Raw genomic sequence first — 16574 nt, 5'->3', positions numbered from 1 at the left:
ATTTTGGCAGCGCGCAGAAGCGCCACCGATCCTATTCCGTCTTGTCGACGTTCCAGAACACCGGCGGCGCCGGGCCGTCCAGCACACCGGTGAGCGACTTGCGCCAGGCGCTCGGCAGGCGGAACTGGCCGAGCGGGACATAGATCACCTGCTCGTAGGCTTGCTTCTGGATCTCCACCGCGAGCTTCTTCTGGTCCTCCGGGGAGGTGGCGCGCGCGTAGGCGTCGCGCATCTGCTCGAGCTTGGCGTCCTCGGGCCAGCCGAACCAGGCCCGCTTGCCGTTCGCGGCGATCTGGTTGTTGACGATCGGGTTCATCACCTCGGTCGCGCCGGTGAAAGTGAAGAACAGGTTCCAGCCGCCTTCCTTGGGCAGCTTCTGGCTGGCGCGGCGGCTCACCACGGTCTGCCAGTCGGTCACCTGCGCGTCGACGTTGAAGCCGGCCGCGCGCAGCAGCTGCGCTGCGACGGTCGGCGGCCCCTTCAGCGTCTGCACGTCGCCGGGGATCATGATCACGACCGGCGTGCCGTCATAGCCCGAGGCGGCCAGCGCCTTCTTCGCCTCGGCCATGCCGTTGCCCTTGATCAGCGTCTCCGCGCCGGCGTCGCTGGCGAGCGGCGTGTCGCAGGCGAAATAGGAGCCGCAGATCTCGTAATACTTTGCGTTGCCGACGGTGGCGTCGAGCACGTCCTTCTGGTTCATCGCCAGAAATGCCGCGCGGCGGATCTTGGGATTGTCGAACGGCGGGTGCAGGAAGTTCATCCGGCCCTCGATCTGGAAGCCGAACTTGTTCAGCACGGCCACGGTGAGATCGGAATTGGCTTCGAGCACCGGCACCAGGTCGATCGAGGGCTGTTCCAGGAAATCGATGTCGCCGGATTGCAGCGCGTTGATCGCGGTCTGCGCGTCGGGCATCGTGATCCATTCGACGCGATCGACCTTCGCGACCTTGCCGCCCGACAGCCAATCCGGCTTTTCCTTGCGCGGCACGTAGTCGGCGTTGCGCTCATAGACCGCCTTCACGCCCGGCTGGAATTCGGCCTGGACGAACTTGAACGGCCCGCAGCCGATCTGCTCGGCGATCTGCTTGCCCGGCGGCGTCTCCGCGAGCCGCTTCGGCATCATGAAGGCGACATAGGAGGAGGGCTTCGCCAGCGACTCCAGCACCAGGCCGTACGGCTCCTTGAGCTTGAGCACGATCGTCTTCGGCCCGCCGGCCTCGAGGGAGGCGGTGAACTCGGCCAGCTTCTGCGCCATGCCGTCGACGACGGTCCAGCGCTTCAGCGAGGCGATGCAGTCCTCCGCCGTGACAGCCGCGCCGTCATGCCATTTCAAGCCGTCGCGCAGCGTGAAGGTGTAGGTGAGCTTGTCGTCCGAGATCGTCCAGTCCGCCATCTGCGGCCGGACCTTGAAGCTTGAATCGATGCCGAGCAGCGTGTCGTAGACCATGTAGCCATGGTCGCGGGTGATGTAGGCGGTGGTGAAACCGGGATCGATGATGCGCAGGTCCGAATGCATCACCGCCGATATGGTCTTGCCCTTGCCGGCGGCGATGGCTCTTGATGAAAGGATAGCCGGGGCCGCGATCGCCGGCGGCACGCTGGCCGCGAGCTTGAGGAGCGTTCTGCGCGAAACTTCGACCATTCGCCGTCCCCCGATTTTGTCGTTGCGCCGGCACGCAGGCCGCAGCGACCTGCATGCTTCACCAATCCGTGACGCAAAGCAAGCAAGGGCCATGCCGCCAATCTCGGAATTTCGGCGGTGGGTTCGCATCGACCCGTGACGTGAACGTTTGATGACCCGCGGCCGCAGCGCGCGGCACCGCGCAAGCGCGCATCCTGCATAGGAGCCTGCGCTTCCTGCCGCACCTCGCAGGCTGTTCGGACGGCGATCCGCCGTGTAGGCTTGCGGTCTGCCGGCCAGCAATAAGGCCATATCCCGCACATCCCTGAGGGAACAAGCAGCCGAGGGAGACCAGAAGAACCGTCATGACCGATATCCGATACGTAGCACCGCGCACGCTTGATGAAGCGGTCGGCGCATTTGCTGCCGCCGGGAGTGCCGCCCGCATTATGGCAGGGGGCACCGACTTATTGGTGCAAATGCGCTCCGGCCTGGTGCGGCCGGGATTGATCGTCGACATCAAGAAGATCGGCGAGATGACCGAGATCTCTGAGGCCGCCGACGGCGGTTTCCGCGTCGGCGCCGCCGTCTCCGGCATGGAGCTCGCGGACCACCCGCGCTTCGGCAAGATATGGCCCGGCGTGCTCGAAGCCGTGAACCTGATCGGCTCCAAGCAGGTGCAGGGCCGGGCCTCCGCCGGCGGCAATCTCTGCAACGGCTCGCCGGCCGGCGACAGCATACCGGCGATGATCGCGGCGGGCGCCGTTGTCACCGTGCAGGGTCCGAATGGCCGCCGCGAGATGAAAGTCGAGGACGTGCCGGCCGGACCGGGCCGCACCAACCTCAAGCCGGGCGAGATCCTGGTCGGCTTCACCTTGCCGCCGCGGCCCAAAGGCTCGGGTGACGCTTACTTGCGCATGATCCCGCGCACCGAGATGGACATCGCGGTGGTCGGCATCGGCGTCAGCCTGACCCTGAAGGATGGCGTCTGCACCGCGGCCCGCGTCGGCCTCGGCGCGGTGGCGCCGACCGTGCTGCTGGTCGCGCCGGCCGCGCAAGCGCTGATCGGCTCGAAGCTCGACGACGCCGCGCTCGAGGCCGCCGCTGCGGCATGCCGCGCCGCTTGCCGTCCGATCGACGACAAGCGCGGCACGATCGCCTACAGGACAAAAACCGCCGGCGTGCTGCTCAAGCGCACCGCCGCGATCGCCGCCCAGCGCGCCGGAGGACACTAGCACCATGCCGAAACTGCACGTCACCACCTCCGTCAACGGCGAGCCGGTCGAATTCCTGTGCGAGCCGTATGAGACCATGCTCGATGCCTTGCGCGGACAATTGGGGCTGACCGGCTCCAAGGAGGGCTGCGCCTCCGGCGATTGCGGCGCCTGTTCGATCACGCTCGATGGCCGGCTGATCTGCTCCTGCCTGATGCTCGCGGCCGAGGCCGAGGGCCACGAGATCCGGACCATCGAGGGCATGGCGAAGGGCGAGAAACTGCATCCCTTGCAGCAGAAGTTCCTCGAGCACGCCGCGCTTCAGTGCGGCATCTGCACCTCGGGCATGCTGGTGGCCTCCGAGGCGCTGCTCGCGAAGAACTCAAATCCCACCGAAGAGGAAGTCCGCTTCTGGCTCGCCGGCAATCTCTGCCGGTGCACCGGTTACGACAAGATCGTCCGCGCGGTGATGGAGACCGCCGCCGAAATGCGGGAGGCTCGCCCATGAACGTCGTCAACAACAAATGGATCGGCCAGCGCACCATCAGGCCCGATGGCGTCGACAAGGTGACCGGCCGCGCGGCGTTCGCCGCCGACACCACCATGCCCGGCATGATCTGGGGCAAGGTGCTGCGCAGCCCGCATCCGCACGCCCGCATCAAGTCGATCAACACCGCGAAGGCCGAGGCGCTGCCCGGTGTGAAGGCGGTGGTCACCTCGCGTGACATCGTCGACTTCACGATCGAGAAGGGCGCCGTCATGCTCGGCATCCAGGACATGCGCTGGATGTGCCGCAACGTGATGGCGCGCGACAAGGCGCTGTTCCCCGGCCATCCCGTCGCCGCCGTGGCCGCGACCACGGAGGCGATCGCGGCGGAAGCCTGCAAGCTGATCGAGGTCGACTACGAGGTGCTGCCCTGGGCGATCGAGATCGACGACGCGCTCAAGCCCGACGCGCCGATCCTGCACGAGTTCAACAAATTCGACGGCAAGCCCTCGAACATCATGGGTCGCATCGAGTCCAAGAAGGGCGATATCGCGCAAGGCTTCAAGGACGCCGAGATCGTCATCGAGCGCTCCTTCACCACGCGCCCGGTGCACCAGGGCTATATCGAGCCGCATGCCTGCCTGATCTCGGTCGCCGCCGACGGCAAGACCACGATCTGGTCGTCGAGCCAGGGCCAGTTCATGGTGCGCGCGATGACCTCGATGCTGACCGGCATCCCGCAGAGCGACATCCGCGCGATTCCCGCCGAGATCGGCGGCGGGTTCGGCGGCAAGACCATCGTCTATCTTGAACCGCTCGCGACCCTGCTCGCCAAGAAGTCCGGCCGGCCCGTGAAGATGGTCATGACGCGCGAGGAGGTGATGCGGGCCACCGGGCCGACCTCGGGCTCGAAGAGCACCGTGAAGATCGGCGCCAAGAAGGACGGCACCATCGTCGCCGCCCACGGCAGCTTCTATCTGCAGGCCGGCGCTTTCCCGGGCTCGCCGATCCGCGGCGCGGTCGGGTGCAGCTTCGCGCCCTACGACATTCCGCACGTGCTGTCGGAAGGCTTTGACGTCTGCTCCAACCGCTCCAAAGTCGCGGCCTATCGCGCGCCTGGTGCGCCGATCGGCGCCTATGCGGTGGAATGCGTGCTCGACGAATTGGCCGAAGCGCTGAAGATGGATCCGCTGGCGCTGCGGCTGAAGAACGCGGCCAAGGAAGGCACCAAGGCCGCGCACGGCCCGGTGTTTCCACGCATCGGCTATATCGAAACGCTGGAGACCGCGAAGAACCACCCGCATTATGCCGCGCCGCTTGGCAAATATCAGGGCAGGGGCGTCGCCTCCGGCTTCTGGTTCAACGCCGGCGGTGAATCCTCCGCGCAGCTCAACATCACCGAGGACGGCAATGTCGTCGTCACCACGGGGCACCCCGACATCGGCGGCTCGCGCGCCGGCATCGCCAACATCTGCGCCGAGCTGCTCGGCATCGACTACAGGCGGATCTCCGTGATCATCGGCGACACCCAGACCGTCGGCTTCTCCAATCTCACCGGCGGCAGCCGCGTGCTGTTCGCCTCCTCGATGGTGGTGACGCAGGCGGCCGACAAGGTGATCGCCACCTTGCGCGAGCGCGCCGCGAAGATCTGGGAGATCGACCCTGAGGCGGTGAAGTGGGAGAACGGCGCCGCGCATCCCGTCAGTCCAAACGCCGGCCAGTTCGAGCCGTTGACGCTTGCGGACCTTGCCGAAAAGGCGCCGTCGCAGGGCGGCCCGATCGGCGCCAGCGTACAGCTCAATACCCAAGGCGCCGAGGGCGGCTTCGGCACGCACATTTGCGACGTCGAGGTCGATGTCGATCTCGGGATCGTCAGGGTGATCCGCTACACCGCCGTGCAGGATGTCGGCCGTGCCGTGCATCCGAGCTATGTTGAGGGCCAGCTGCAAGGCGGCGTCGCGCAGGGCATCGGCTGGGCGCTGAACGAGGAGTACATCTACAACAAGGACGGCAAGGTCGATAATCCGGGCTTCCTCGATTACCGGATGCCGGTCTGTTCCGACCTGCCGATGCTCGACTGCGCGCTGGTCGAGGTGCCGAACCCGAAGCATCCGCAGGGTGTCAAGGGCGTCGGCGAAGTGCCGCTGGTCCCGGTGATGGCCGCAGTCGCCAACGCCGTCCACCACGCGCTCGGCAAGCGGTTCTACAGCCTGCCGATGTCGCCGCCGAAGGTCTCGGCCGCGCTCGATGCGCCAACGCAGCAGGCCGCGGAGTAGGGAGCGGTGGGCGGGTTAGGCAAAGCCGTAACCCGCCATTGCTTCCTCGTATCGGGCTGCGGCGGGCTACGCTTCGCTAACCCGCCCTACGGTTTCTGCGCCATTGACGTGGCAGTCCATGCCTCGGCAAGATCGGAGAATGACCCACCCCGACGAACTCTCCGCCAACATGACCTTCGGCCGCAGTGATTGGGCCGCACTGCGCGCGAGCACGTCGCTGACGCTGTCGGACGCCGATCTCACGGCGCTTCGCGGCTTGAACGGGCCGATCACGTCGGCCGAAGTCAGCGACGTATATCTGCCGTTGACGCGCCTGTTGAACCTGCATTTCTCGGCGGCGCGCAATCTGATGCAGGTCAAGGCGGAGTTTCTCGGCCGGCCGGCTCGCCATTCGCCGTACATCGTCGCGCTGGCCGGGAGCGTCGGCGTCGGCAAGAGCACCTTTGCCCGCGTGCTGTGTGCGCTGTTGGCCGGCTGGGTGGATCACCCACGCGTCGAGCTGGTGACGACCGATGGCTTTCTGCATGCCAACGCTGTTCTGGAAGAGCGCGGCCTGATGCGGCGCAAGGGCTTTCCCGAGAGCTACGATCTGCCGCGGATGCTGCGGTTTCTCGCGGCTGCAAAGGCAGGTGAAGGTGAGCTCGAGCTGCCGGTCTATTCGCACCTGATCGGCGATATCGTGCCGTCGGAACGGCAGGTCATCCAGCAGCCGGACATCCTGGTGTTCGAGGGCCTCAACGTGCTGCTGGCGCGCGGCACGGCGCCGGTGGTGGTGTCGGATTTCTTCGACTTCTCGATTTACCTCGATGCCGATGAGGCCGACATCCAATCCTGGTATGTCGAGCGCTTCCTCAGGCTGCAGCCGACCGCGTTCCGGAACCCTGCCTCCTATTTCCACCACTACCGGGACCTGCCGCCCGGCGACGCGCGCGAGGTCGCGGAGCGGCTGTGGCGCGAGCATCATCGCGCCAATCTCAGGGAGAACATCCTGCCGACGCGGACGCGAGCCGACGTCGTGCTGCGCAAGCGCTCCGACCATTCGATCGGCGAGGTCTGGCTGCGGGAGACGTAAGGAGTAGGGTGGATTAGCCGAAGGCGTAATCCACCGTCTTTCCTTGCGCTGCGGCGCGGCGGGTTACGGCTTCGCCTAACCCGCCCTACGTTTTCGCCGTCATCCTAACTGCTTCCCCAACTGCGCAAGCACCGTCTCGCAGGTCATCAGATCGAGATGCCCGCCGCCGGCGTTCTTGAAGAAGGTGATGTCACTGGCCGACTGCCGGCCGGCGACCCTGCCGGTCGCGAGGTCGTAGTGATCGCCGAGCACGTCGCTCTCCTTGATCGCGCCGCTCGCGATCGGCTGCAGGATGTCGCCGACGCCGTCGAAGGCGGATTCCCTTCGGTCGACGAAGATGCGCGCGCGCCGCGCCGCCTCGTCGTCGGCCTCGCGGGTGTCGGGGGTGAAACCGCCGACCAGATCGAGATGGGTGCCGGGCTGCAAGTTCGCGCCCCTGACCAGCGGCTCGCGCGAGCGGGTGCAGGTGGTGATGATGTCGGCCTCGCGCGTCGCGGCATCGAGATCGGTGACGACGTCGGCGGCGATGCCGTCGCTTTTCAACAGCGCGGCGAGTTCCTCGGCGCGCTCGACCGTCCGGTTCCAGACCCGCACCCGCTTCAGTGACGGCCGCACCGTGCGGTGGCCGCGCACCAGCCAGCGCGCCATCTCGCCGGCGCCGACCACCAGCAGCGTCGCGGCGTCCGGCCGCGCCAGATGCTTGGCGCCGAGCGCGGAGTCCGCGGCGGTCTTCCAATGGGTGATCTCGGCGGCGTCCATCACCGCCAGCGGCCGCCCGTCATTGCCGTCGAACAGCACGCAGACCGCCTGCACGGCCGGCAGCTTGCCGTGCGCAAGGTTGCCCGGAAAGCTGGTGTAGAGCTTGGTCATCATGAAGCGGCCGGCGTCGACCGCGCTGCGGGTCACCAGCTGCTGGCCCCTGTCGTCGCCGAGATAGCTGTCGTGCACCGCGATCTTCGGCCGCCGGTGCGCGGCCTCGATCGCCTCGATCAGGATCGGAAAGGTCAGGACGCGGTTGACCTCGCGGTCGTCGACAATATGCACTGTTTCTCTCCTCGGGCGCGCCGGACGCCCCAAAAAGCGCTCCGGACTGATAGCGCGTGGGGAGGGCCAGTCAACCGGACATGCGCCGCCGCGCAGCACTTGCTATCCTGCGCACCTGATTCTCTCGCAGGTCTTCGCAAGCCGTGGTTGCAGTCGTCGTCGCCATCCTGATCTTCATGCTATTGAGCGGTGCCGCGCTTGCGACCATGGCGGTCCATGGCCGGCTCGGGGAGCATCACCGCAGCGACGAGACCAATACCTCGGTACGCCTGGTCGCGACCCTGTTCGTCACCATGCCGTCGCTGCTGCTCGGCCTGATGATGAACAATTCGGCCAACACCTATGTGGCTGTCGACCGCAATTTGCACGTCTTCGCGACCGACCTCATCCTGCTCGACCGCAGCCTGCGGCCGCTCGGCTCCAGCGCCGACGAGCCGCGCAAGCGGCTGCTCGCCTATGTCGAGCAGGCGCTCAAGGATACCCCGATCTCGCGCGCGAACGAGGTGTCCGAACATCTGCTCGACGAGGTCGGCACCAGCCTCCGCGAGCTGAAATTCAACGACGAGCAGAAGATCGCGCTGTGGAACGACGCGCGCTCGGTCTATCGCCAGGCGGTGCAGCAGCGCTGGACCTTTGTCGAGCAGTCCGACGGTTCGTTCCCGTCACCGCTGATCTGCATCCTGGTCGGGTGGTTGACGCTGATGTTCGCGACGCTCGGCTTTCGCGCGCCGCGCAATGCGGTGGTGGTCTCGACCTACATCGCCGCCGCGGCGCTGATCGCGGCCGCGATCTATCTGATCCTCGAAATGAGCACGCCGTTCTCCGGCCCGATCCAGCTCTCCGACCGCCCGCTGGTGCGCGCGGCCGAGGAGATCAGGCGGTAGCTGCTGGTATCGGCACACGCTCTCGGCTTTATTCCCCTCACGCCCGTCGCTCGGCCGGAAATTGTTTCCGCGCCGACGCCGGAATAGCGCGCGCCTTCCGGCGTCCTACGCATGCAAGCCATTGCATTCGAAAAGGAGACATCATGAAGACAACGCTCGCACTCGCGCTCGCTACTGCCGCTTCGTTCGCACTCGCATCCGCCGCGCTTGCCGCACCGCCGACCAAGACCGGCACCACGGCGAAGGGCTCGGTCCTGACCGACACCAAGGGCATGTCGCTCTATACCTTCGACAAGGACACCGAAGGCAAATCGGCCTGCAACGGTCCCTGTGCGACCGCCTGGCCGGTGCTGAAGGCGGAAGCCAGCGACAAGGCCGAAGGCGGTTACACCATCATCGTGCGTGACGACGGCTCGAAGCAGTGGGCCTACAAGGGCAAGCCGCTCTATACCTTCGCCAAGGACCAGAAGGCCGGCGACATCACCGGCGACGGCTTCCTCAACGGCGCCTGGCATCTCGTGCAGCCCTGAGGGTACGCAGAGAGAGGCGCGGGTTAGCGCAAGCGTAACCCGCTTTCTCTTCACGCACGAAACGTGTGGCGGGTTACGCGACGGCTAACCCGCCCTGCGTTCGTGCTAGCGGCCGCCACCACCGCCACCCCCTCCGCCACCACCACCTCCGCCTGCGTTCAGCAGGCTCTGATTGTAGCGCGGATCGGACTGTTTCATGTAGGCTGGCGAGATGTCGCGGTTGCGCGCACGACCCGGATCGGCAGGTGGGGCAGGCTGCCCGCATCCCTCCGTGAACAGGAAGAAACTACAGGGCGGGACGACACGCGGCTGAAATGCATGGGCTGCGGTGGTCGTCAGCGCCGTCGTGGCGACGGTTGTGGCCAGCACGGCGGCCGCGGTGAATGCAGTGGTCGTCGCGACGGTGAATAATGTTGCTGAAAACAATCTTGATCGTATCGACATAGCCAATTCCATCCTTCGGTTCGGCGAAACCGGAATGGTCCGCGCGTCGAATTGGACGGGACCTGATGGAAGTGGGTTCGAGCGCGAAGCTGCGATTTGGCGATATGGACACGACAACGTGAAGGCGCGAAGGCTCGCGCCTTATGCCGGGCCGGCCGGTTCGCCTGCGGCTTGCGAAGTCAGGCGCGCTGCTTCAGCGCCATGCCCATGCTGATCCAGCTGACGCCGGCGCAGATCAGGTCGACGCTGAGGAAGATGCCGAGCACATAGAGGCTCGACACCGGCCAGCGCGCCAGGATCATGACCCCGAGCACCAGCGTGATCAGCCCGGAGATCGCGACCATTCCCCACGGCGCCGCCGAGTTCATGCCGAACGCCAGGAAGATGCGGACGATGCCGGAGACCACCAGCGCGATGCCGAGGAACAGCGTCAGCGTCGCAGCTGCGAGCAGCGGGTTCTCGAAGGTGATGAAGCCCGCGACGACATAGAGCGCGCCGAGCAGCAGCCAGAACAGGAACTTGCCCCAGGTCTTGAACTGGAACGCGTTGATGATCTCGGCAACGCCGGCGACGATCATCATGGCGCCGACGAACAGCACGCTGACGACGGTCGCAAAGAACACGCTGCCGAAGGCGAGCACGCCTGCGATCAGGTAGATCACGCCAAGGGCAACGATCCAACCCCATTTCGCGCGAAGGTTGGCAAGCCCGGATCCGAGGCTGTGAGGAGGTGTGGCGGGTGAGCTGGACGCTGTGGACATCGATCGCTCCCGAATACGAGGTCAAACCATGCTACCATAGGTAACGGAGCGGACAAGGGCGGGTGCCTCCCTGGCACGAAATGCATGCTGGCACCAAAGGCGCCGCGACGCGTTGATTCAATTCGTCCGGTGTGTTGCCGCGCAGCATTTGTTGGTTTGACGACAGCCCGCATCGGACGACGGACGGTCCGGATCGGAGTGCAAATTGTCCGGATCGCGCATCCACCCAAGGAGGTCGACATGCCCACCACGCAAGACAAGGACCACGTCTACAAGATCCTCGAACTGGTCGGATCATCGGACAAGAGCATCGAGGCGGCGATCGAGAACGCCGTCAGCCGCGCGTCGAAGACGATCCGGGAAATGAAATGGTTCGAGGTGGTGCAGACCCGGGGCCATATCGAAGACGGCAAGGTCCGCCACTACCAGGTGGCGCTGCGGGTCGGGTTCACGCTGGAATAGGGGCGCGCGGCCGCGAGAATGCGGAAACGTGAATCCGAGACCGGGCAGCATATTCGATGTCGTCCCTGCGAAAGCAGGGACCCATAACCACCTCTAGCCATTGTTGCGCGATGGTGGAATGACGAGTCCCGGTCACGACATCCGCTGCGGAGTATGGGTCCCTGCTTTCGCAGGGACGACGGCGGATGGCGCAGCCCCCCATCACCGCCGCGACAGCGGCGCGGGAGGCGGCGGGGCGGTCGAGCCGGCGGCGAGCGAGCGCTGCACCATCACGGTGTCGGACCAGCGGCCGTAGCGATAGGCGACACCGGGCAGATGGCCGACGCGGGCAAAGCCGAAGCGGTCGTGCAGCGCCAGCGACGCGGCATTGTCGCTGTCGATGTAGCCGATCATCTGGCGGAAGCCGGCCGCCGCGCAGGTGTCGACCAGTTCCTGCAACAGCCGGCCGCCGACGCCCTTGCCGGTGAAGTCGTGGTGAATATAGATCGAATGCTTCACCGTGTAGCGATAGGCCGGACGCTTGCGGAACTGGACCACGTAGGCGTAGCCGACCACCTCGCCGTCGCACAGCGCGACCAGATGCGGCAGGCGCGTGTTGCGCAGATTCTTGCGGCGGTCGCGCAGGTCGTCGGGCTCCGGCGTGCCGGAATCGTCGACGCTCTCCTCGATGCCGTGGCGAATGTGGTAGCGGTAGATCGACAGCATCGCATCGACGTCGCTGTCGCGCGAGGATCGGACGGTGATCTTGTGATCATTCTCCATTGTGTTGCGCCCGCTCGGCTATTCGGACACGACATAGGTGTAGAAGCGGACGCGGCCCGCGTCGTCGATCTCCTTGTAGATGCCCTGGACTTCGACCTCGAAGCCCGGGAACGCATTGAAGCTCGCCTCGAACATCCGCAAGTAATCGATCATCGGCTTGCTGCGTTCCGACAGCCGTTCGCCGGGCACGATGGTGGCGATGCCGGGCGGATAGACCACGAACGGCGTCGCGGCGATGCGGCCGAAGATCTGGTCGATCGGCAGATAGTCGACGTCGTTGCGGATCAGATACTGTGCCGCCTGGCGCGGCGACATCGCGATCTCGGGCAGATGTTCGGGCAGGAATTGCTTGGCCTGCAGCGTGCTGACGCCGCCGTCGCGGAAGAAGCGGTGCATGTCGCCGCAGAGGTCGCGCAGCCGCACCCCGGTGTAGCGTTGCGGGCGGCGGCGGAAGAATTCGGGGATGACGTCCTCGACCAGCGCGTTGTCGTCGTGCAGCTTCTTGAAGGCGACGAGTCCGGACACCAGCGTGCCGGCCTTGCTGGCCTCGACGCCAGGCGTCAGCAGGAAGAGCAGGGAGTTGAGGTCGTTCTTCTCGGCGACGATCTGGTTCTCGCGCAGATATTGCGCCACGACCGGCGCGGGGATGCCGTGGTCGGCATAGGCGCCGGTAGCGTGATCGAAGCCCGGCGTCAGCAGCGTGAGCTTGTTCGGGTCGGTCATCGCAAAGCCTTCCGTCAGCTCGGGGAAGCCGTGCCAGGTTTGGCCGGGACTGAGCTGCCAGTAGGACGGATTGGTCGCGAGCTGATCGGTCGAGATCGTTTCCCAGGCGACATTGTGCACGCCGCCTTCGCGCGCAACGTCGGGGATCATCACGCGGTCCGGCACGAACGGCTCGAAGAACCAGCGCCGCTCGGCGCGCGTCTCCTTTTCCTCGAACTCGCGCTTCACCGCGCGGATCTTCTTGCGCAGCTCGATGCCGAGCCGGATCGTGTCATCCCACAACACTTCGCCGGAGCGGCCCTTCATCATCTGCGCGCCGACGTCGAGTGAGGCGAAGATCGGATAGAACGGCGAGGTCGAGGCGTGCTGCATGAAGCTTTCGTTGAAGCGGCGGTGCTCGACCCGGCGCTTCTGGCCCTTGATATGGCGGTCGCGGATGTGGATCTGCGAAGCCTGCGAGAAGCTCGCGAGCTGCTTGTGGGTCGATTGGGTGGCGATGATGCCGGGCGCCTCGGGGCCGAGATTGGCGAGCCCCATCGCGAAGCGGCCGGAATAGATCGGGTGGAACTTCATGAAGCCGGCCCAGGCCTCGTCGAACAGGATGTAGTCGCAGAGATGGCCGATCCGCTTGAGGATCATCTCGGCGGAGTGGATGGTGCCGTCATAGGTGCACTGCTCGACCACGGCGACGCGGAACGGACGCTCTTTCTTCCAGGCGTTCTCGTCCTTGACCAGCGGGTGCTTGCGGATCTGGTCGCGCAAGCTCCCCTCGTCGAGCAGGTCCCAGCGCATCGGGCCGATCAGGCCCCAGGCGTTGCGCACCGTCGGCACATAGACCGGGATGCCGCCGCCGATCAGGAGTGCGCCGTGATGGGCGGCCTTGTGGTTGTTGCGGTCGAACAACACGAGATCGCCGTCGGTGACCAGCGAGCCGAGCGCGACCTTGTTGGAGGTCGAGGTGCCGTTGAGCACGAAATAGGTCTTCTCGGCGCCGAAGATCTTGGCGGCTTCCTTTTGCGCCCGCAGCGCCGGCCCCTCGTGGGTGAGGAGGTCGCCGAGATCGAGCACGGAATTGTCGAGGTCGTCGCGGAACACGGCCTCGCCGAGATGCTCGACGAACACCCGGCCGATCGGGCTGCGGCTGTAGAACACGCCGCCATTGTGGCCCGGGCAGGTCCAGAGCTGGTTGCCTTCCTCGGCATAGTCGACCAACGCGCCGAAGAACGGCGTCTTCAGGTTCTCGGCATACTGCTTGAGCCTGGAGATCAGGTTCTTGGCGATGAAGGACGGGGTTTCCTCGGACAGGAACACGTAGCCGTCGATGAAATCGAGCACCTCGACCGGCAAGTCCTCGAACCGCTTGCGGCGGATCAGCAGGAGGATCGGGAAGTCGAGGCCGCGCCGGCGCATCAGGTTGATCAGCGCCGCGGTCTTGCCCTCGAGACCCTTCTTGCCCCAATCGACCACCATGCAGCCGATCGCCGCATCGGTCTGCACCGCGATCTCGGCATCTTCCAGCTTGCGGGCGCGGACCACCTCGAAGCCGGAGCGCTCGATTTCGGCGATGATCTGGTTGAAGCGGATGCCTTCGAGGTCGTCGGCCTCGAAAACCGGCGCCGCGAACAGGAAGTTGAAGCGTTTGAAATAGTCCATGCATGTCCCCGAAACTGGTCCGCTGAACCTGTCTGCACAATTCATGACAAAGAGATGACAATCCCTCTGCGACGCCAGGCGCCATGGCCAAATCCGCGTCGCCGCGCTGAACTCCCGATATTGCCAGTTTCGGAAAGGAAGGCGTCATGCCCCAGCCTGCCCAAGATCCTGACTTGCCCACTGTTGCCGGCCATTTGGCCGCGCTCGAGCGGCTTGCCCCGCTGATTGCCGAGCAACGGGCGGATTTCGACCGGGAGCGCCGGCTTCCCGACGCCGTCGTCCGCGCCCTGGCCGAGGCCGGCATGTTTCGGCTGTATCTGCCGAAGGCGCTGGGCGGGCCGGAATTCTCACCGCTCGACTTCATGACGATCGTCGAGGCCGCCGCCGCGCTCGACGGCTCGGTCGGCTGGCTGGTCGGCAATGGCGGCGGCATGAGCCGGGCCGGCGGCTATCTGCCGGAGGAGGTGGTGCGGGGCTGGTTCGCCGACCCGCTGGCGTTCATCGCGAGCGCCACCGGGGCGATCGGGACGGCGGTCGAGGTCGAGGGCGGCTATCGGATCAGCGGACGCTGGCCGTTCGGCAGCGGCGCCCCCCACGCCACCAGGTTCATGGGGCTGGCGAGTGTCAAGGGGCCGGACGGCAAGGATGGCCCGCCGATCTGCTGCTACGTCGATCGCGCCGACGTCCGCCTCCACGACACCTGGTTCGTGTCCGGGGTGCGCGCCACCGGAAGCTGCGACTTCGAGATGCTGGATTGCTTCGTTCCGCTCAGCCACACCCATCCGCTGGTCGACTTCAAGCCGACCCAGCCGGGTATCCCGTACCGCCTGCCGGGTCTGGCGGCGTTTTCCTGGACGGTCTCGGTGGTGCCGCTCGGGATCGCGCGCGGCGCGCTCGACGCCTTCATCACGCTTGCAGGCAAGAAGCCGCGGCTGGGTGGCGTCGGCCAGCTGCGCGACGGCGAGCTGGTCCAGTCGATGGTCGGCCGAGCCGAAACGGCACTGCGCTCGGCGCGGGCGCTGCTGGTCGAGGACATGACGGAACTGATGGCGGCGAGCGAGGCCGGAGGCGAGCGCCTGATCGAAGCGCGGCTGCTGCACCGGATCGCCTGCGCCAACGCCGGCGAGAGCGCGGCCCGCGTCGTCGAGATGATCGCGGCGGCCGCCGGCACGGCCGCGATCTTCGAGACCGGCACGCTCGAACGTTCGATCCGCGACGTCCAGGCCGCGATCAAGCATGTCGCGATGACACCGATCAGCTACGGGCTGGTTGGCCGCGTAAAGCTCGGCCTGCCGCTCGGCACGACGCGGTTTTGAGCAGGGCCCGCCGGCGGTGCAAGCCCGCTCGCCGAGCGGTCAGGAGGCGACCGGCACCAGGCCGTAGCGCAGCATCGTCTCTTTCATCCTGGCTGGATCGGGGGCACCCCCCGCCATCAGGGCCGCCATGTCCTTGAAATATTGCGGTCCGAGCGCGCCGGGGCTGAGGAGGCAGAGGCAGGTCGCCGGACCGTTCGAGCGGTTGGTGAAGCCGTGCACGACACCGCGCTTGATGAACACGGACTCGCCGGGCGCGATGTCGATCTCCTTGCCGTCGACCCGCCAGGTCGAGACGCCGGAAAGCCCGTAGATCGTCTCGTCCCAGCTCTCATGATAGTGCGGAATCGGCATCCGGGCGTTCGGCTGCAGCGTCATCTCGAACAGATCGACGCTGCCGCCGGTGGTCTCCTTGCTCTGCAGGAATTTGAGCTGCAACGTACCGAAATCAATCAGGTCGGGCATGACGGACTCGCAAATGGTTCGGGTGCCCACGATAGCGGACGGCGCCGAAGGAAGCCAACGGCGCGTGCACCCCGGACGCGCGAAGCGATGTCCGGGCCGGATCGAGTGATCCCGCATTCCGCTCATGCCGGCTCAGCGCCGGTGCGTTCAGTAGACGAGGTTCGTACCCGGCGGCTTCTCCAGTGCGGCCGCCAGCGTCCGGTACTCCTCGCAGTCGGAGCCGCAGATCTCGGCGATCCGCTGCAGATGATACTGCGCCTGGTCGCGGTTGCCCTGTTCGATCTGCCACAGGCCGTAGTAGTTCCACGTCAGCACGTGGTTGGGATCGGCCTTCAGCGCGCGCTCGTACCAGACCTGCGACTGCTTGTAGTCGCCGAGTTTGCGATAGGAGTAGCCGATCAGGTTCGCGACGTTCGGATGATCGTCGCGGCCGAGCGCGTGCAACTGATCGATCGCGGCGGCGTAGTCGTTGCGTTCGTAGATCGTCGCATAGGCCGCGCGATAGCCGTCGCGGAATGCCGGATCATCGAAGCCGGATTGCTTGATCGGCTTCTTGACCCTGTGCGTGGTCTTTCTGTCCTTCGCTTGAGGATACGCCGGCGCAGGTGTGCTGTAGCTCGACCCGTAGAAGTCTCCGCCGCCTGGTCCTCCTCCGCCGCCACCACCACCTCCGCCGGCGGCGAGGGCGGTGTGCGGTGGGAACAGGATGATCGGCGCTGTCAGAAATGCCGCAAGCATTGCGCGCTTCATCGGTGACTTGATCATGCGCATCTCCCGATTTGATGTGGGCAGTCGTTGACCTGAAGGACTAACTCCCGATCGCGAGAGACATTCCGTTCGTTCTGAAAAATTGTTTGCCGATG

Annotated in this window: 16 protein-coding genes; 8 read left to right on the top strand and 8 right to left on the bottom strand. The window is 65.8% G+C overall.

Features of this window, described 5'->3' with window-relative positions; translation table 11 throughout:
• Window positions 1-31 precede the first annotated feature (31 nt).
• The gene (locus ACOIX3_RS25075; protein ID WP_420964721.1) at window positions 32-1642 is read right to left on the bottom strand and encodes an ABC transporter substrate-binding protein; all 1611 of its coding nucleotides are present in this window, start codon (window positions 1640-1642) and stop codon (window positions 32-34) included.
• Window positions 1643-1995: 353 nt separating this feature from the next.
• Here ACOIX3_RS25075 and ACOIX3_RS25070 point away from each other — a divergent pair, with 353 nt between their 5' ends.
• The 4 genes from ACOIX3_RS25070 to coaA all read left to right on the top strand — a co-directional run bounded on the left by ACOIX3_RS25070 (window position 1996) and on the right by coaA (window position 6670).
• Window positions 1996-2856 (top strand): FAD binding domain-containing protein, encoded by an 861-nt coding sequence (locus tag ACOIX3_RS25070; RefSeq protein ID WP_420971789.1) that lies wholly within the window; start codon window positions 1996-1998, stop codon window positions 2854-2856.
• A gap of 4 nt (window positions 2857-2860) precedes the next feature.
• Entirely contained in the window at window positions 2861-3343 is a 483-nt protein-coding gene (locus ACOIX3_RS25065; protein ID WP_420964720.1) for a (2Fe-2S)-binding protein, read from the top strand.
• Entirely contained in the window at window positions 3340-5598 is a 2259-nt protein-coding gene (locus ACOIX3_RS25060) for a xanthine dehydrogenase family protein molybdopterin-binding subunit (protein ID WP_420964719.1), read from the top strand. Before ACOIX3_RS25065 ends, ACOIX3_RS25060 begins: the two co-directional genes overlap by 4 nt.
• Before the next feature lie 139 nt (window positions 5599-5737).
• Window positions 5738-6670, top strand: a complete 933-nt coding sequence (gene coaA / locus ACOIX3_RS25055) for a type I pantothenate kinase (RefSeq protein ID WP_420964718.1) — start codon at window positions 5738-5740, stop codon at window positions 6668-6670.
• Window positions 6671-6769: 99 nt separating this feature from the next.
• On the opposite strand, the gene ACOIX3_RS25050 is transcribed toward coaA, so the two are convergent.
• On the bottom strand, window positions 6770-7714 hold the full coding sequence (locus ACOIX3_RS25050; RefSeq protein WP_420964717.1) for an ornithine cyclodeaminase family protein: 945 nt from the start codon (window positions 7712-7714) through the stop codon (window positions 6770-6772).
• 143 nt (window positions 7715-7857) lie between these two features.
• Between ACOIX3_RS25050 and ACOIX3_RS25045 the strand changes: the two genes are divergently transcribed.
• Together ACOIX3_RS25045 and ACOIX3_RS25040 are read left to right on the top strand one after the other, a co-directional pair.
• The gene (locus ACOIX3_RS25045) at window positions 7858-8598 is read left to right on the top strand and encodes a hypothetical protein (RefSeq protein WP_420964716.1); all 741 of its coding nucleotides are present in this window, start codon (window positions 7858-7860) and stop codon (window positions 8596-8598) included.
• A 143-nt stretch (window positions 8599-8741) separates the two neighbouring features.
• A complete protein-coding gene (locus tag ACOIX3_RS25040) occupies window positions 8742-9128 on the top strand; it encodes a hypothetical protein (protein WP_420964715.1) in 387 nt (128 codons plus the stop codon).
• Between the two features lie 105 nt (window positions 9129-9233).
• Here the strand turns inward: ACOIX3_RS25040 and ACOIX3_RS25035 are convergent, their stop codons facing one another.
• Window positions 9234-9554 (bottom strand): hypothetical protein, encoded by a 321-nt coding sequence (locus ACOIX3_RS25035; RefSeq protein ID WP_420964714.1) that lies wholly within the window; start codon window positions 9552-9554, stop codon window positions 9234-9236.
• Between the two features lie 197 nt (window positions 9555-9751).
• Window positions 9752-10333 (bottom strand): HdeD family acid-resistance protein, encoded by a 582-nt coding sequence (locus ACOIX3_RS25030; protein ID WP_212309848.1) that lies wholly within the window; start codon window positions 10331-10333, stop codon window positions 9752-9754.
• Window positions 10334-10573: 240 nt separating this feature from the next.
• On the opposite strand from ACOIX3_RS25030, the gene ACOIX3_RS25025 reads away from it, so the two are divergent.
• On the top strand, window positions 10574-10795 hold the full coding sequence (locus tag ACOIX3_RS25025) for a dodecin (protein ID WP_342728316.1): 222 nt from the start codon (window positions 10574-10576) through the stop codon (window positions 10793-10795).
• A 201-nt stretch (window positions 10796-10996) separates the two neighbouring features.
• On the opposite strand, the gene ACOIX3_RS25020 is transcribed toward ACOIX3_RS25025, so the two are convergent.
• Window positions 10997-11557, bottom strand: a complete 561-nt coding sequence (locus ACOIX3_RS25020) for a GNAT family N-acetyltransferase (RefSeq protein WP_420964713.1) — start codon at window positions 11555-11557, stop codon at window positions 10997-10999.
• Between the two features lie 18 nt (window positions 11558-11575).
• Window positions 11576-13933, bottom strand: a complete 2358-nt coding sequence (locus ACOIX3_RS25015; protein ID WP_420964712.1) for an Orn/Lys/Arg decarboxylase N-terminal domain-containing protein — start codon at window positions 13931-13933, stop codon at window positions 11576-11578.
• A gap of 146 nt (window positions 13934-14079) precedes the next feature.
• Between ACOIX3_RS25015 and ACOIX3_RS25010 the strand changes: the two genes are divergently transcribed.
• Window positions 14080-15249 carry an acyl-CoA dehydrogenase family protein gene (locus ACOIX3_RS25010; RefSeq protein ID WP_420964711.1) on the top strand — a complete coding sequence of 390 codons (1170 nt, stop codon included), beginning with the start codon at window positions 14080-14082 and terminating at the stop codon, window positions 15247-15249.
• 39 nt (window positions 15250-15288) lie between these two features.
• Here ACOIX3_RS25010 and ACOIX3_RS25005 read toward each other — a convergent pair whose 3' ends face one another.
• Window positions 15289-15711 (bottom strand): cupin domain-containing protein, encoded by a 423-nt coding sequence (locus ACOIX3_RS25005; RefSeq protein WP_420964710.1) that lies wholly within the window; start codon window positions 15709-15711, stop codon window positions 15289-15291.
• 147 nt (window positions 15712-15858) lie between these two features.
• Window positions 15859-16476, bottom strand: a complete 618-nt coding sequence (locus tag ACOIX3_RS25000) for a tetratricopeptide repeat protein (protein WP_420964709.1) — start codon at window positions 16474-16476, stop codon at window positions 15859-15861.
• Window positions 16477-16574: the final 98 nt, after the last annotated feature.

The organism is Bradyrhizobium sp. B120 (genome assembly GCF_049075665.1).
GTDB lineage: Bacteria > Pseudomonadota > Alphaproteobacteria > Rhizobiales > Xanthobacteraceae > Bradyrhizobium.
The sequence above is the reverse complement of the archived record's forward strand: the minus strand, read 5'-3'. Positions and strand labels throughout refer to the sequence as shown.

Excerpts from the sequence above, each read along its gene's own strand:
- ACOIX3_RS25075 (WP_420964721.1), bottom strand. The coding sequence starts at position 1,642 with ATGGTCGAAGTTTCGCGCAGAACGCTCCTCAAGCTCGCGGCCAGCGTG.
- ACOIX3_RS25065 (WP_420964720.1), top strand. The coding sequence starts at position 2,861 with ATGCCGAAACTGCACGTCACCACCTCCGTCAACGGCGAGCCGGTCGAA.
- ACOIX3_RS25060 (WP_420964719.1), top strand. The coding sequence starts at position 3,340 with ATGAACGTCGTCAACAACAAATGGATCGGCCAGCGCACCATCAGGCCC.
- coaA (WP_420964718.1), top strand. The coding sequence starts at position 5,738 with ATGACCCACCCCGACGAACTCTCCGCCAACATGACCTTCGGCCGCAGT.
- ACOIX3_RS25040 (WP_420964715.1), top strand. The coding sequence starts at position 8,742 with ATGAAGACAACGCTCGCACTCGCGCTCGCTACTGCCGCTTCGTTCGCA.
- ACOIX3_RS25030 (WP_212309848.1), bottom strand. The coding sequence starts at position 10,333 with ATGTCCACAGCGTCCAGCTCACCCGCCACACCTCCTCACAGCCTCGGA.
- ACOIX3_RS25025 (WP_342728316.1), top strand. The coding sequence starts at position 10,574 with ATGCCCACCACGCAAGACAAGGACCACGTCTACAAGATCCTCGAACTG.
- ACOIX3_RS25020 (WP_420964713.1), bottom strand. The coding sequence starts at position 11,557 with ATGGAGAATGATCACAAGATCACCGTCCGATCCTCGCGCGACAGCGAC.
- ACOIX3_RS25015 (WP_420964712.1), bottom strand. The coding sequence starts at position 13,933 with ATGGACTATTTCAAACGCTTCAACTTCCTGTTCGCGGCGCCGGTTTTC.
- ACOIX3_RS25010 (WP_420964711.1), top strand. The coding sequence starts at position 14,080 with ATGCCCCAGCCTGCCCAAGATCCTGACTTGCCCACTGTTGCCGGCCAT.
- ACOIX3_RS25005 (WP_420964710.1), bottom strand. The coding sequence starts at position 15,711 with ATGCCCGACCTGATTGATTTCGGTACGTTGCAGCTCAAATTCCTGCAG.
- ACOIX3_RS25000 (WP_420964709.1), bottom strand. The coding sequence starts at position 16,476 with ATGATCAAGTCACCGATGAAGCGCGCAATGCTTGCGGCATTTCTGACA.